At 62.7% G+C, this 13,792-nt stretch carries 16 protein-coding genes; 10 read left to right on the top strand and 6 right to left on the bottom strand.

From position 1 onward, the window contains the following. Positions 1-35 precede the first annotated feature (35 nt). The 5 genes from recN to EQG66_RS11755 form a co-directional block, all read right to left on the bottom strand. Positions 36-1,715: a DNA repair protein RecN gene (recN, locus tag EQG66_RS11775; protein ID WP_129404785.1), complete on the bottom strand. Its 1,680-nt coding sequence runs from the start codon at positions 1,713-1,715 to the stop codon at positions 36-38. Positions 1,716-1,727: 12 nt separating this feature from the next. Continuing rightward, positions 1,728-2,513, bottom strand: coding sequence for an outer membrane protein assembly factor BamD (locus EQG66_RS11770; RefSeq protein ID WP_129404784.1), 786 nt, complete (start codon positions 2,511-2,513; stop codon positions 1,728-1,730). A 123-nt stretch (positions 2,514-2,636) separates the two neighbouring features. Then, the gene (gene clpS, locus EQG66_RS11765; RefSeq protein WP_129404838.1) at positions 2,637-2,972 is read right to left on the bottom strand and encodes an ATP-dependent Clp protease adapter ClpS; all 336 of its coding nucleotides are present in this window, start codon (positions 2,970-2,972) and stop codon (positions 2,637-2,639) included. A 202-nt stretch (positions 2,973-3,174) separates the two neighbouring features. Further along, positions 3,175-3,996: a phasin family protein gene (locus EQG66_RS11760; protein ID WP_129404783.1), complete on the bottom strand. Its 822-nt coding sequence runs from the start codon at positions 3,994-3,996 to the stop codon at positions 3,175-3,177. A gap of 108 nt (positions 3,997-4,104) precedes the next feature. Next, entirely contained in the window at positions 4,105-5,838 is a 1,734-nt protein-coding gene (locus tag EQG66_RS11755) for a PHA/PHB synthase family protein (RefSeq protein ID WP_245988075.1), read from the bottom strand. Positions 5,839-6,031: 193 nt separating this feature from the next. On the opposite strand from EQG66_RS11755, the gene EQG66_RS11750 reads away from it, so the two are divergent. Continuing rightward, on the top strand, positions 6,032-7,246 hold the full coding sequence (locus tag EQG66_RS11750) for an LL-diaminopimelate aminotransferase (protein WP_129404781.1): 1,215 nt from the start codon (positions 6,032-6,034) through the stop codon (positions 7,244-7,246). Between the two features lie 17 nt (positions 7,247-7,263). Then, a complete protein-coding gene (locus tag EQG66_RS11745) occupies positions 7,264-7,737 on the top strand; it encodes a DUF2721 domain-containing protein (RefSeq protein WP_425470243.1) in 474 nt (157 codons plus the stop codon). A 3-nt stretch (positions 7,738-7,740) separates the two neighbouring features. Here the strand turns inward: EQG66_RS11745 and pyk are convergent, their stop codons facing one another. Continuing rightward, positions 7,741-9,195 (bottom strand): pyruvate kinase, encoded by a 1,455-nt coding sequence (pyk, locus tag EQG66_RS11740; RefSeq protein ID WP_181951805.1) that lies wholly within the window; start codon positions 9,193-9,195, stop codon positions 7,741-7,743. A 93-nt stretch (positions 9,196-9,288) separates the two neighbouring features. On the opposite strand from pyk, the gene EQG66_RS11735 reads away from it, so the two are divergent. The 8 genes from EQG66_RS11735 (at position 9,289) to ruvB (ending at position 13,773) form a co-directional block, all read left to right on the top strand. Beyond that, positions 9,289-9,588 carry a DUF1244 domain-containing protein gene (locus tag EQG66_RS11735; protein WP_129404779.1) on the top strand — a complete coding sequence of 100 codons (300 nt, stop codon included), beginning with the start codon at positions 9,289-9,291 and terminating at the stop codon, positions 9,586-9,588. Between the two features lie 36 nt (positions 9,589-9,624). Next, positions 9,625-9,867 carry a DUF2312 domain-containing protein gene (locus tag EQG66_RS11730; RefSeq protein ID WP_129404778.1) on the top strand — a complete coding sequence of 81 codons (243 nt, stop codon included), beginning with the start codon at positions 9,625-9,627 and terminating at the stop codon, positions 9,865-9,867. 118 nt (positions 9,868-9,985) lie between these two features. Then, positions 9,986-10,303, top strand: a complete 318-nt coding sequence (locus EQG66_RS11725; protein ID WP_129404836.1) for a heavy metal-binding domain-containing protein — start codon at positions 9,986-9,988, stop codon at positions 10,301-10,303. Between the two features lie 69 nt (positions 10,304-10,372). After that, positions 10,373-11,116, top strand: coding sequence for a YebC/PmpR family DNA-binding transcriptional regulator (locus EQG66_RS11720; RefSeq protein WP_129404777.1), 744 nt, complete (start codon positions 10,373-10,375; stop codon positions 11,114-11,116). Between the two features lie 2 nt (positions 11,117-11,118). Beyond that, entirely contained in the window at positions 11,119-11,604 is a 486-nt protein-coding gene (gene ruvC / locus EQG66_RS11715; protein ID WP_129404776.1) for a crossover junction endodeoxyribonuclease RuvC, read from the top strand. 35 nt (positions 11,605-11,639) lie between these two features. After that, positions 11,640-12,266, top strand: a complete 627-nt coding sequence (gene ruvA / locus EQG66_RS11710) for a Holliday junction branch migration protein RuvA (protein ID WP_129404835.1) — start codon at positions 11,640-11,642, stop codon at positions 12,264-12,266. Continuing rightward, on the top strand, positions 12,266-12,754 hold the full coding sequence (locus EQG66_RS11705) for a hypothetical protein (protein ID WP_129404775.1): 489 nt from the start codon (positions 12,266-12,268) through the stop codon (positions 12,752-12,754). Before ruvA ends, EQG66_RS11705 begins: the two co-directional genes overlap by 1 nt. Further along, positions 12,751-13,773 carry a Holliday junction branch migration DNA helicase RuvB gene (gene ruvB / locus EQG66_RS11700; RefSeq protein ID WP_129404774.1) on the top strand — a complete coding sequence of 341 codons (1,023 nt, stop codon included), beginning with the start codon at positions 12,751-12,753 and terminating at the stop codon, positions 13,771-13,773. Before EQG66_RS11705 ends, ruvB begins: the two co-directional genes overlap by 4 nt. Positions 13,774-13,792 lie beyond the last annotated feature (19 nt).

Raw genomic sequence — 13,792 nt, 5'->3', positions numbered from 1 at the left:
GCGTTTGTCTTGTGCCTAACGCTATAGTTCTGTTATCACACCCGCTCCAGCAATCTGTCCGCCTGTGCGCGGGCCTCGGCTGTGATGTCTGCGCCAGAGAGCATGCGCGCGATTTCCTCGCGTCGGCCCGCCTCATCGAGCGGTTTCACATCGGTACGGGTCACGGTGCCTTCCGAGCTTTTAGCGATCAGCATATGGCTGCCCCCCCGCGCCGCGACCTGCGGGCTATGTGTGACGACAACCACCTGACTTTCATTGCCCCCTTTGGCCTCCGCCAGCCGCGCCAACCGATCACCGATTGCGGATGCCACCGCGCCGCCGACGCCGCGGTCGATCTCGTCAAAGATCATCGTCTGCACAGCCCCCTGCTCTGCCAGCGCGACTTTCAGCGCGAGGATGAAGCGCGACAGCTCTCCGCCGGACGCGATCTTTGTAAGCGGGGCGAAGGGCGCGCCGGGGTTGGTGGAAATGAGGAACTCGACCCGGTCCGCGCCGCCCGCGCCCCACTGGCTTGTCGGCAGCGGCTCGACGCTGGTGCGAAACTTCGCGGCGTCGAGCTTCAGCGGGGCCAGTTCTCCTGCCACTGCCCTATCCAGCCGCGCCGCCGCCTCGGTGCGCCGCTCAGACAAGGTGCGCGCTGTCTCCTCATAAGCCGCGCGCGTCGCTCGCTCGGATGCCTCCAGCGCGGCCAGCCCTTCCTCGCCCGCTTCGATCCGTGCCAGCTTTGCCGCCAGCTCCTCGGCCAGCGCGGCAAGGTCATCCGCCTGAACCTGATGCTTCCGCGCCAGCGCGCGCAGATCGAACAACCGCGCCTCCACCGCCTCCAGCCGCGCCGGATCGGCGTTCAGCGCCTCTGCGGCTTGTGTGAGCACGTCCTCCGCCTCGCTGGCGTCAATCAGCGCGCGGTCGAGAAGGGCAAGCGCCTGTTGGAGCAGCGGATGCTCCGCGCCGATCCGGTCCAGCCGCCGCGCCGCCTGCCGCAGTTGGGCAAGGCCGCCTTCCGAGCCGCCGAACAGCGTTTCTATTGCGGACAGATCATCGAGCAGGCGCGCGCCCTTTTGCATCATCGCGCGCTCTTCGGCGAGCTGCGCCTCCTCGCCCGGTTGCGGATCGAACGCCTGCAACTCTGCAACGACATGGGTGAGATAGTCCCGGTCTCGCGCGGCATTGGCGATATCGATGCGCGCTGCCTCCAGCGCGTCCGCCGCCGCGCGCCATGCGGCATAGGCCTGCGCCACGCCCGCGCTGTCGCACCGGCCAAAGCTGTCCAGCAGGGCGCGGTGCCCGGCGGGATTGAGCAGGCCGCGATCATCATGCTGGCCATGGATCTCGACCAGCATCGCGCCGATTTCCCGCAGCAGCGCAACGGAACAGGGTTGATCGTTAAGGAAGGCGCGGCTGCCGCCATCGGCCTTCAGGGTGCGGCGAATGAGGATCGGCTCTCCCGGCTCCACCTCCAGCCCGCTCTCTTCGGCCAGCGCAGCGATGCGCGCACCCGCGCCGCCCGGCTCAAAGCTGGCGGTGACGCTGGCCTGCGCCTCGCCATTGCGCACCAGCCCGCTGTCCGCGCGCATGCCGAGCGCAAGGCCAAGAGAATCGAGCAGGATGGATTTGCCGGCCCCCGTTTCGCCGGTCAGAACGCCAAGGCCTGGCGCGAACTCAAGATCCAGCGCCTCGATCAGCACCACGTTGCGGATGGAAAGCGCGGTCAGCATCGCCGCGCTAATTCAAACCCCGGCGCCATATTCCCGGATGAGCTTGTAGCTATGCTCATACCATTTGGTGCCTGGATAGTTGGCGCCCAGCACAGCCGCGGCTTTCTTCGCCTCTTCGGGGATACCCAGCGCGAGATAGCTTTCTACCAGACGCTCCAGTGCTTCGGGCGTGTGGGTCGTCGTCTGATAGATGTCGATCACGTTGCGAAAGCGGGTGGTGGCGGCCAGCCACTGGCCACGGCGCTGATAGAAACGGCCGATCTCCATTTCCTTGCCGGCAAGGTGATCGTTTACGAGGTCGAGCTTCAGGCGCGCATCGGCGGCATATTCGGTCTGCGGATAGCGGCGGATCAGCTCGCCCAGTGCATCGCGCGCCTGCTCCGTCACCTTCTGGTCGCGGGTTACGTCGGCGATCTGCTCATAATAGCTGATGCCGATCAGGTAAAAGGCGTAGGACGCGTCCTTGTTGCCGGGGTGAATGGCAAGGAAACGCTGCGCACCCGAAACCGCCTCGGTGAAATCGCGGTTCATATAATAGGAAAAAGCGCTCATCAGCTGCGCGCGGCGCGCCCATGGCGAATAGGGATGCTGGCGCTCCACCTCGTCAAACAACTGCGCGGCCAGCTTATATTGCCCGGAGTCGAGCCGATATTTCGCGCTGTTATAGAGCGTCGAAACATCGCGCGCGACATAATGGGTATCGCCCTTGTTCTTGCCCGTGGAGCAGGCGGAGAGCAGGGTAGCGGCGGCAAGTGCGCCAAGGGCGAGGCCGAAGGGGCGGGGGAGTTTGAACAGCATGGCTCCGCTCATAACGCAGGCCAGAGGGTTCGCCAAGCATATGATTGCATATGGGCCGAATCCCCTACGCAAACTCATAACGGGTCAGAAATCCAGCGCAGCCGGGGGGATCGGATCAGGCGCTCAGGCCTTCTCCAGCGTGCATTGCAGCGGGTGCTGGTTTTGCCGGGCGAAGTCCATCACCTGGTTCACCTTGGTTTCGGCCACTTCATAGCTGAACACGCCACAGATGCCGACCCCGCGCTGATGGACATGCAGCATCACGCGGGTCGCCTCCTCCATGTCCATCTTGAAGAACCGCTGGAGCACATGGACGACAAACTCCATCGGGGTATAATCGTCGTTGAGCATCAATACTTTGTAATGCGATGGCCGTTTGGTGCGTGTGCGCGTGCGGGTCGCAACACTGACGCCGGGGCCAGACGCGCCTCCGTCGTCTTCGCCACGATCGGCGGCCATCGTAATGCTCAGCATCTGCCCGTAGATTCCGCGCTCATCTCTCATCGGGCCAAATATGGCGGGAGAGAGCAATTTCGGCAAGGGGTGGCGAGACTAATCGAGGCTGTAAAATCATATTCAGCCATTATAGCGCGCCAAGTCATGAAAAAAACCCTACCTCCGGGCTGGAGGCAGGGTCTTTTCTTACTGTGCGCCGGAAAGATCAGGCGGCGATCGAACGCACCTTCTCGGTCACGATCGATACGCGGGTGCTGATCGGCTGGGCCACGTCGCCAGCCAGCTTGAGCATCGCTTCGCTGTTCTTGGCGGCTTCCTTGGCGAAAGCATCGAAGCTGCTGGAGAGCAGCTCGCTCTGCAGCTGGAAGAACTCGGCCGGGGTCTTCACCGCCGCGAGGCTCTTCAATGCGGCAGACGCCTTCTCGAAGGTCACGCGGCCATATTCGGCGGCGTCCTGACCCATTGTTTCAACGCCCTTGGTGGCGATCTTGCCGGATTCGACCAGCGCCTCGACATTGCCCTTCGCCAGCGCGCTCAGTTCTTCCATCGCCTTGCTGGACTTTTCCACGCCGGCCTTGGTCTTTTCGCTCATCTCGGCGAAGGCGGCTTCAAAGCGGCCCTTGGCTTCTTCGGCGAACTTTTTGGTGGATTCGAGTACGTCAGTCATGATTTTCGTTCCTTTCTGGTCGGCTCGTTCCTCGGTTTCGGTCAGGGCCTGGCTCACCTCTTCGGTGGCCGCCTCAACCGCTGGAGGGGGTGGAGCCGTAATTTCAATGTGCTCAACTGTTGGTTCTATAACGTGTTCTGTTTCTGTTATTATGTCCTCGGCCGGGGCGAGATCCGCCGCGGTGAGTTCAGGCGTCGGTTCGGGCGCGGGGGCCGGTTCGGCCATCGCGACCGGCTTGGGCGCCGGAGCCTCTGGTGTAACCGCCGCACGTTTCCGGGTGACGGTTCTGGGTGTCTTTGCGGCGACAGTCCCGGTATTGGCCATCTTCGGGCGTCGCGGCGTTTTGGATTTGCCAGTCATCACGAACTCCCTTATGCTGCATTGCAACATAGGAAAATTCGTGACCGCTGTCAAGTGGATTTTGTGCAGCGCAACATAAATGAAACACAGCTAATCGCGCGCGGCGCGTCAGCGGCTTTTCACATAGCGTCCGGGGGCCGGTTCCAGCGCCTTTAATGCCCCTTTTCCAGGGATTCTGGCGCCCTTTGCGGGAACAGTCGCATCGTCCTGAGTCTTGAGCCATTCTACCCAGTCTGGCCACCAGCTTCCTTTGGTTTCGTTCGCGGATGCGATGAATTCGTCCAAAGTGGATGCGGTTTTTGCGCAGGTCCAGTATTGATATTTATTGTCAGCGGGCGGATTCACCACCCCCGCGATATGGCCGGACCCGGCGAGCAGGAAGCGCGCCGGGCCGGAGAAATGCTCCATCAGCTTCCATACGCTCTTCAGTGGCGCGATATGATCTTCCCGGCCTGCCTGTATATAAGCAGGCGTCGTAACCTTTCGCAGGTCTATAGGGACGCCCTCGATGCTGATCGCGCCCGGCGTCGCCAGCTTGTTGTCGCGATACAGATCGGTGAGATACTGCCGGTGCCATTTGGCGGGCAGGTTGGTGGTGTCGCCGTTCCAGTAGAGCAGATCGAACGGCGGATAATCGGCGCCGAGCAGATAATTATTGACGACATAGTTCCAGATGAGGTCACGCCCGCGCAGCAGGTTGAACGTCGCGGCCATATAGCGCCCGTCGAGATAGCCGGGTGCCGCGAGCTGATCGACCAGTTTCAACTGCTCGTCATCGACAAACAGCTTGAGATCGCCCGCGTCCTGAAAATCGACCTGCGCGGTAAAGAAGGTTGCGCTCTTCACCTTGTCCGCCTCGCCCCGCGCCGCAAGCCATGCAAGGGTGGCCGCCAGAGTCGTCCCCGCCACGCAATAGCCGATGGTGTGGACACTCTTTACGTCCAGCAACTCGCGTATCGTGTCGATCGCGTCTACCTGACCGCGCACGATATAATCGGCCCACTCCAGATCTTTCATGCTGGCGTCGGCAGATTTCCAGCTGACGATGAAAACGCTGATGCCCTGATCCACCGCCCATTTGACGAAGCTTTTGTGCGGGGCAAGATCGAGGATGTAGAACCGGTTGATCCACGGCGGGAAGATGACCAGCGGCGTCTCCAGCACCTTCTTGGTCGTCGGCTCATACTGGATAAGCTGATAGAGCGGCGTTTCCTTGATGACCTTGCCCGGCGTGTTGGCGATATTGACGCCCAGCTCGAACTTGCTGCCATCGGTGTGGGTGAGTTGGCCCTTGCTCATGTCTGCCAGCATATGGTGCAGGCCGCGCACGAGATTTTCGCCCCGGCTTTCCAGCGTCTTTTCCAGCACCACCGGGTTGGTGAGCGGGAAATTGCTGGGGGAGAGCGCATCGATCAGCCCCTGTGTCGCGAATTTGAGCTGGTTCTTGTGCTGCGTATCCAGTCCATCGACGCTATCCGACAGGCGCAGCATATAGTCCGACAGCAATAGATAGCTCTGGCGCATGAGGTCGAAGAAGGGGTTGTCGCTCCATTTGGGATCGGCAAAGCGGCGGTCCTTGCGGGCTGCCGGGCTGTTCTCAGGCGGAGCGTTGTTGGAGGGGTCTGCATCGAGAAAACGCTGCCACAGCGCGATGGACTCCTTGGCGAAATCGCTCTGGACCTTCGCCAGCAGCTCCGGCTGAAACATCAGCGGGGCGGAGGTCAATGCGGATTGTGTCGCGGTTTGCGCTGCTTCGAGCGGCTTCTGGCTGGTCATCGCTCCGGCGGCATATTCAAGGAGAAGCTGCTGCGCCTGGCCGATCGAGCGGGTCCAGTGCTGCATGTCATCCAGCGTGGGCAGCGCAGGCAGCGGGCCGGTTTCGCTCTTGACTATCCCATCGCTCACCGCCGCACTCCCGCAATTCATCTAAAATCCTTGGCCGGGTCTGGCGACCGGCGCAATCGCAGTATATAGCTGTGGGCGCACCGTGCAACAATAGGATGTTGCAGTGCAGCAATTAAGGAAAGTCACACCCATGTCCGAGGAATTCTACCGCATCAAGCGCCTGCCCCCCTATGTCATCGCGGAAGTGAACGCGATGCGGGCCGCAGCGCGTGCGGCCGGAGAGGACATTATCGACCTCGGCATGGGCAACCCCGATCTGCCGCCACCGCCGCACGTGATCGAGAAGCTGTGCGAAGTGGCGATGAAGCCCGATGCGCATGGCTATTCCCAGTCCAAGGGCATCCCCGGCCTGCGCAAGGCACAGGCAAATTATTATGCGCGCCGCTTTGGTGTCGATGTCGATCCTGAGACGGAAGTCGTCGTCACCATGGGGTCCAAGGAAGGGCTGGCGAGCCTCGCCACCGCGATCACAGCGCCGGGCGATGTCGTGCTCGCGCCCAACCCCAGCTATCCGATCCACACCTTCGGCTTCATCATCGCCGGGGCGACGATCCGTTCCGTGCCGACCACGCCGGATGAGAATTACTGGCGCTCGCTGGACCGGGCGATGGCCTTCACCGTGCCGCGCCCGTCGATCCTTGTGGTGAACTATCCCTCCAACCCCACGGCGGAGACGGTCGATCTCGCCTTCTACGAGCGGCTGGTGGCGTGGGCGAAGGAGAACAAGGTCTGGGTATTGTCAGACCTTGCCTATTCCGAGCTCTATTTCGATGGCAACCCCACGCCATCGATCCTGCAGGTGCCGGGCGCGAAGGACGTGGCGATTGAATTCACCTCCATGTCCAAGACCTATTCAATGGCGGGTTGGCGCATGGGCTTTGCGGTGGGCAACAAAAAGCTGATCGCGGCGATGACGCGGGTGAAATCTTATCTCGATTATGGGGCCTTCACGCCGATACAGGCGGCGGCCTGCGCGGCGCTGAACGGGCCGCAGGATATCGTGCAGAAGAACCGCGAGTTGTATCACAAGCGGCGCGATGTTTTGGTAGAGAGCTTTGGTCGCGCGGGATGGGATATTCCGCCTGCCAGAGCGAGCATGTTCTGCTGGGCGCCATTGCCGCCCGCCTTGAGGGACATGGGCAGCCTCGAATTCTCGAAGCAGTTGCTCAGCCACGCCAAGGTCGCGGTCGCGCCCGGCGTCGGTTATGGCGAGGACGGCGAAGGCTTTGTGCGCATCGCGATGGTCGAGAATGAGCAACGTCTGCGCCAGGCCGCCCGCAACGTGAGGAAATATCTGCAGAGCATGGGCATCAACGGGCCGGCCACCACGGGTACAGACGGTTGAGCATTGGCGCGACACCGATGATACAGGCTGTGCCCCATGTCTCGCATGTCGTGCAGGCGATCCAGCTCTCGGTCGCGCCGGTGTTTCTGCTCGCGGGTATAGGCGGCCTGCTCAATGTCTGCGCGGCGCGGCTGGCGCGGGTGGTGGACCGCGCTCGTGTGGTGGAAGACCGGCTGACCCGCGCGCACGGGCCGGAGCATGACCGCCTGCTGCATGAAATCCGTACGCTCGACAGGCGGATAGGGGTTTGTAACGCCAGCATCTCGCTGGCGGTGGTGAGCGCCTGCCTCGTGTGTATGGTGGTGACGCTGCTGTTCGCCAACCAGCTCTTTTCCAACCGGCTGGATACCCCGATCGCGCTGATGTTCGTGGGTGCAATGTTGTCTGTCGGCATCGCCTTCGCGCTGTTTATAGTCGAAACGCGGCTCGGCTCGTCCGTGGTGCGGATCAGGGCGGAGATATTGTCCCATCAGGAAGAGGGGCAGGAGTAGTCTTTACTCCTCCCGGCCCTTAAGCTCGTCTCCATGCACATGCGCGACATGGATCACGTTGGTGGAGCCGGGCGTGCCGAAGGGGACGCCGGCCAGCACGATAATCTTGTCGCTCGCATCTGCCATCTTGTGGCGCAACGCCATGCGCCGGGCCTTGCCGATCATTTCCTCAAAGCTGCCGATGTCCTTGGTGCGCACCGCGTGCGCGCCCCAGAGCAGGCCCATGCGCCGCGCCGTCTCCATCTTGGGCGTGAGCGCAAGGATCGGCGTCTGTGACCGTTCGCGCGAGACGCGGCGCACCGTGCTGCCCGATGAGGTGAAGCAGACGATGGCCTTGGCATCGACCGTGCGGGTGATGCTGCCCGCTGCCTCCGCGAGTGCATCTGCCGTGGTGGCGTCAGGCTTGGTTTCGGTGAAGTGCAGCCGAGCGAGGTAGCCGGGGTCGCCCTCCACGCTTTTCGCGATGCTGTCCATCATCGCCACCGCCTCGCGCGGCCAGTCTCCTGCCGCCGTCTCGGCCGAGAGCATGATCGCGTCGGCGCCATCATACACCGCTGTCGCGACGTCGGAGACTTCGGCGCGGGTGGGCGTGGGCGCCTTGATCATCGATTCGAGCATCTGCGTCGCCACCACGACCGGGCGGCCCAATCGGCGAGCGCAAGCGACAATATGCTTTTGCAGCGGCGGCACATCCTGCGGCGGCAGCTCCACACCCAGATCTCCGCGCGCGACCATCACACCATCGGCCAGCTCCAGTATCTCGTCCAGCCGCTGAATGGCGGCGGGCTTCTCGATCTTCGCCATCAGCGCGCCATAGCCGCCCATCAGCCGACGTGCCTCGGCCAGATCCTCCGGCCGCTGCACGAAAGACAGCGCGATCCAGTCTGCCCCCTGCTCCACGGCGAAGGCGAGGTCGCGCCGGTCTTTCTCGGTCATCGCCGCCATCGGCACCACGACATCCGGCACATTGACGCCCTTGCGGTTGGAGAGCGGCCCGCCGATCTCGACGATCGTCTCGACCCGCTCCGGCTCCACGTTTTTCACGCGCAGGACAAGCTTGCCATCGTCAATCAGCAGGCGGGTTTCGGGCTGGAGCGCGGCATAGATTTCCGGGTGAGGCAGGTTGACGCGCTTGGTGTTGCCTGGCGCCTCGTTGCGATCCAGCACGAAGGCCTGGCCGGCTTTCAGCATCACCATATTGTCGACGATGGTGCCGACGCGCAGCTTCGGCCCCTGTAAATCCGCAAGGATTGTGGTGGGGCGGCCAAATTCCTTTTCCAGCGCGCGGATATGGATGATGTTGCGGGCGTGATCCTCGTGCGCGCCGTGACTCATGTTGAGGCGGAAGGCGTCCGCGCCCGCGAGAAACAGCTCGCGAATCATCTCCGCACTGCTGCTGGCCGGACCAAGAGTGGCGAGAATACGAACCTTGCGTGCGCGTGGAGAGAGAGTTTTCAAAATGCTTTCCCGGCTTTGTATGACGATGGCTATATTGCTATTCTATGGCGAACAACGCCGCCCCGCAGGGGTGCTACCAAGAAAGTGTTAACCATGAACGAACCGAAGATCAACGACACGGCGGCTGCGGCGGCTTTCCGCAGGCTGGTCAGCCATTTGCAACACAGAACAGACGCACAGAACGTGGATCTGATGGGGCTGGCGGGCTTCTGCCGCAACTGTCTTGCCGACTGGCTGGCCGAGGCGGACGGCGCGATGAGCAAGGATGCCGCGCGCGAGGCGATCTACGGCATGCCCTATGCCGAGTGGAAAAAGGCCCACCAGGCCGAGGCAACGCCAGAACAGCTCACCCGCATGGAAGAAAGCGTGGCAAAGAACAAAGCGAGTCATTAAGGGTCACGCCGACCCGATTCACCATAAGGAGACCCCATGAGCGAGGGCAACGTAGCCGCAGACCAGCTGCGCCTGTTTATCGAGCGTATCGAGCGGCTGGAAGAAGAGAAAAAGGGCATCGCGGATGACATCAAGGATGTCTATTCCGAGGCCAAGGCCACCGGCTATGATGTGAAGACGATGCGCGCTATCGTGCGCCTGCGCAAACTGGAGAGCCACGTACGGCAGGAGGCAGAGGCGCTGCTGGAGACATATAAATCGGCCTTGGGAATCGAATGATCCGGGGGATCATTCACAAAGCCGATGCGCTCGGTCCGGTATGACTGGCGCCTAAAGACAGGAGACAGATATGGCGAGTTCCCCCTGGGGCGCAACCCCCGCAGGCAGCGGCGGCGAGATGATCGTCACCACCACTCCCACGGTGGAGGGCCGCCCGGCGCAACACTATCTGGGCATCGTCACCGGCGAGGTGATTGTCGGCGCGAATATCTTTCGTGACCTGTTCGCCGGCATCCGGGACATCGTAGGGGGCCGGGCCTCATCCTATGAGAATGTGCTCCAAAGCGCGCGCGAGCAGGCGCTGGGAGAGATGCGGATGCGCGCGGCAGAGCTGGGCGCGAACGCTGTCGTGGGCGTAGACCTCGATTATGAGGTGCTCGGCTCCAACGGCTCTATGCTGATGGTGTCGGCCACCGGCACGGCGGTGCGCGTCTGATGGTTGCGGCTTGCCACTTCGCCCGCTAGTAGGGCGCACCATAGAGACAATCAGGCAAGGGAGCAGGCCGTGGCAGGCCATAGCAAATTCAAGAACATCATGCACCGCAAGGGCGCGCAGGACAAAAAGCGCTCTGCCATGTTTTCCAAGCTCTCGCGCGAGATCACCGTCGCGGCGAAGATGGGCATGCCAGACCCGGACATGAACCCGCGCCTGCGCCTCGCGGTCAACGCCGCCAAGGCGCAGTCCATGCCCAAGGACAATATCCAGCGCGCCATCGACAAGGCGAGCAAAAACGATGGCGAGAATTATGAGGAAGTGCGCTATGAGGGCTATGGCCCGGCGGGCATCGCCATCATCGTCGAGGCGCTGACCGACAATCGCAACCGCACCGCCACCAATGTGCGCACCGCTTTCTCGAAGAATGGCGGCAACCTTGGCGCATCCGGCGCGGTGAGCCACGGGTTCGATCGCATGGGCCTTATCGAATATCCCGCCTCTGTGGGGGACGAGGAAAAGGTGCTGGAAGCCGCGATCGAGGCGGGCGCGGAGGATGTGGAGTCGTCGGAAGACGGCCACAGCATCTGGACCGCGATGGACGCGCTGCACGAGGTCGCGAAGGCGCTGGAAGCCAGCCTTGGCCCGGCGGAGGCCGCCAAGCTCGCGTGGAAGCCGCAGACCTCGGTCGAAGTAGACGAAGGCACCGCCGCCACGCTGATGAAGCTGATAGACACGCTGGAGGATGACGACGACGTCCAGACCGTGTGGGGCAATTACGACATCTCTGACGCGGTGATGGAGAAGCTGGGATAAGTCTGATCCTCGGCCTCGATCCCGGCCTCGGCACCACCGGCTGGGGGCTGATCATGGCCGATGGCAACCGCCTGTCCCACATCGCCAACGGCCAGATCAAGACAGACGCGAAGGCGCCGCTGGCATCCCGCCTGCTCGCGCTCGATGCCGCGCTGACCGACCTCATCCTCGCCTACAAGCCAGACGGCGCGGCGGTGGAGGAGGTGTTCGTCAATGCCAACCCGCAATCGACGCTCAAATTAGGGCAGGCGCGCGGCGTCGTGCTGCTCAATGCCGCGCGGGCGGGAATAGAAGTGGGCGAATATGCCGCGCGGCTGGTGAAAAAGTCCGTTGTCGGCATCGGCAATGCATCCAAGGACCAGGTCCACGCAATGATCCTGCGGCTGCTGCCCGGCACGGCGATCAGCGGGCCGGACGCGGCGGATGCGCTCGCCGTCGCCATCACCCATGCCCATCATTCAGCGAACGCCCGCCGACTCACTTTGTGATGGAAACGAACCGGGAACATCGTTAAGGTCATATGATGATCGCGCATCTCAAAGGGATTTTGGCGTCGACGGGGGCGGATGGCGCGGTGGTGGACGTGAATGGCGTCGGCTATGCCTTTGGCGCTTCGGGCCGCACGCTCTCGGCGCTGGGCGTGGTGGGTGATGCGGTGACGGTGTACACCGAGATGCTGGTGGGCGAGGATTTCATCCGGCTGGTCGGCTTCGCTTCCGCGGAGGAGCGGGACTGGTTTCGCCTGCTCACCGGGGTGCAGGGCGTCGGCGCGCGGGTGGCTTTGGCGATATTGTCGGCGCTGGATGGCGCGGAGCTGCACCGCGCGATTGCGGCGCAGGACAAGGCGATGGTCGCGCGCGCGAACGGCGTGGGGCCGAAGCTTGCCGAGCGGATCGTGCGCGAGCTGAAGGACAAGACCGGCACAATCCTCACCGGCCCGATGGCAATCGGCGGGGCGGGCATGGCGCCGGGCGCGGGCGGCGTAGCGCCTGCGGGCGGCATCGCCGCAGACGCGCTGAGCGCGCTCACCGGCCTTGGCTTCAAGCCCTATGAGGCGAGCGCGGCAGTGGCGGCGGCGGAGGCGGAGCTGGGCGAGGGCGCGACCCTCGACGCGCTGGTGCGGCTGGCGCTGAGGAAGGCGGCGAAGTGATGGAAGACGGAAAGGGCTCTATTCCATCCGAGTTGATCGTAAAGGTCGCAGAATTAGAGTTGTCCTCTTCGCTCGAAGCGCGCAATCGCCTTCTCGATGAAAACAGCGCTGCATTTCGTTGGATTTTTGCTTCATTGTTGACGGTCAATGGCGGTGCCGCCTTGGCGGGGTTTTCTTCAGATAATATTACAAAATGTGGAAAGTTGGTTTCTGGTGTTAGCTTCGTGACGGGAATTTTTTTTGCGCTTTTGCTCGCTTATTTCACAATGAAGTCCTGCGAAAAAGGCGTTAAGCCTACAGGAGAAATCGCAGGATTCTGGGTTGATACTATGTGGAGCGGTGAATTTGACGAGGAACTATTACAGCAGCGAAAAAAGCAATTTGTTTCTGCTACGAGGCATTACAACTTGGCATCTAGCTTTGTCGGATGGATTTCAGCGATTTGTTTCTTAGTCGGAGCAATCGCAATGGGGGTATATTTAAAATGACCTCCTCCCCCCTCCTCTCCGCGTCACGCAAGCCTGAAGACATAGACGCCGCCTTGCGCCCGAAAACCCTCGACGAATTCGTGGGCCAGAAGGCCGCGCGCGAGAATCTGCGCATCTTCATCGAGGCCGCCCGCAATCGCGGCGAGGCGCTCGATCATGTGCTGTTCTTCGGCCCACCCGGCCTCGGCAAGACCACACTGGCGCAGATCGTCGCCAAGGAGATGGGCGTCGGCTTTCGCGCCACCTCCGGCCCGGTGATTGCGAAGGCGGGCGATCTTGCCGCGCTGCTCACCAATCTCGATGAGGGCGATGTGCTGTTCGTGGACGAGATCCACCGCCTCAATCCCGCGGTCGAGGAAATCCTCTACCCCGCGATGGAGGACCGCGCGCTTGATATCATGATCGGCGAGGGCCCGTCCGCGCGCTCGGTGAGGATCGACCTGCCGAAATTCACGCTCGTCGGCGCCACCACGCGGCAAGGCCTGCTGACGACGCCGTTGCGGGACCGCTTCGGCATCCCGGTGCGGCTGCAATTCTATAGTGTCGAGGAGCTGGTGCAGGTGGTGAGCCGCGCGGCGCGGTTGCTGGGCCTTGGCATCACGGCCGATGGCGCGGTCGAAGTGGCGCGGCGCTCGCGCGGCACACCGCGCATCGCCGGGCGGCTGCTGCGCCGCGTGCGCGATTTCGCCGATGTCGCGGGCGTGGCGGAAGTTGACGCGCGCACGGCGGACTCCGCGCTCAACCGGCTGGAGGTGGACGCGCTCGGCCTCGATGCGATGGACAGGCGCTACCTCTTGATGATCGCGGACATTTATAAAGGCGGCCCGGTCGGCGTGGAGACGCTGGCGGCCGGGCTTTCCGAGCCGCGCGACACGATCGAGGAGGTGATCGAGCCGTATCTCATCCAGCTCGGCCTCGTGGCGCGCACGGCGCGTGGGCGCTGCCTCAATGCGGGCGGCTGGAAGCATCTCGGCCTCAATCCGCCGGCCGAAAGCCAAGACGGGCTGTTCGATGGATAGGCTGGGCGCGTATTTCCGG

Source organism: Sphingobium fluviale (assembly GCF_004122115.1).
GTDB classification, from domain to species: Bacteria; Pseudomonadota; Alphaproteobacteria; order Sphingomonadales; family Sphingomonadaceae; genus Sphingobium; species Sphingobium fluviale.
This window is presented reverse-complemented; position numbering and strand designations above follow the sequence as displayed.

Excerpts from the sequence above, each read along its gene's own strand:
- recN (WP_129404785.1), bottom strand. The coding sequence starts at position 1,715 with ATGCTGACCGCGCTTTCCATCCGCAACGTGGTGCTGATCGAGGCGCTG.
- EQG66_RS11770 (WP_129404784.1), bottom strand. The coding sequence starts at position 2,513 with ATGCTGTTCAAACTCCCCCGCCCCTTCGGCCTCGCCCTTGGCGCACTT.
- clpS (WP_129404838.1), bottom strand. The coding sequence starts at position 2,972 with ATGGCCGCCGATCGTGGCGAAGACGACGGAGGCGCGTCTGGCCCCGGC.
- EQG66_RS11760 (WP_129404783.1), bottom strand. The coding sequence starts at position 3,996 with ATGACTGGCAAATCCAAAACGCCGCGACGCCCGAAGATGGCCAATACC.
- EQG66_RS11755 (WP_245988075.1), bottom strand. The coding sequence starts at position 5,838 with ATGCAGCACTGGACCCGCTCGATCGGCCAGGCGCAGCAGCTTCTCCTT.
- EQG66_RS11750 (WP_129404781.1), top strand. The coding sequence starts at position 6,032 with ATGTCCGAGGAATTCTACCGCATCAAGCGCCTGCCCCCCTATGTCATC.
- EQG66_RS11745 (WP_425470243.1), top strand. The coding sequence starts at position 7,264 with ATGATACAGGCTGTGCCCCATGTCTCGCATGTCGTGCAGGCGATCCAG.
- EQG66_RS11735 (WP_129404779.1), top strand. The coding sequence starts at position 9,289 with ATGAACGAACCGAAGATCAACGACACGGCGGCTGCGGCGGCTTTCCGC.
- EQG66_RS11730 (WP_129404778.1), top strand. The coding sequence starts at position 9,625 with ATGAGCGAGGGCAACGTAGCCGCAGACCAGCTGCGCCTGTTTATCGAG.
- EQG66_RS11725 (WP_129404836.1), top strand. The coding sequence starts at position 9,986 with ATGATCGTCACCACCACTCCCACGGTGGAGGGCCGCCCGGCGCAACAC.
- ruvA (WP_129404835.1), top strand. The coding sequence starts at position 11,640 with ATGATCGCGCATCTCAAAGGGATTTTGGCGTCGACGGGGGCGGATGGC.
- EQG66_RS11705 (WP_129404775.1), top strand. The coding sequence starts at position 12,266 with ATGGAAGACGGAAAGGGCTCTATTCCATCCGAGTTGATCGTAAAGGTC.
- ruvB (WP_129404774.1), top strand. The coding sequence starts at position 12,751 with ATGACCTCCTCCCCCCTCCTCTCCGCGTCACGCAAGCCTGAAGACATA.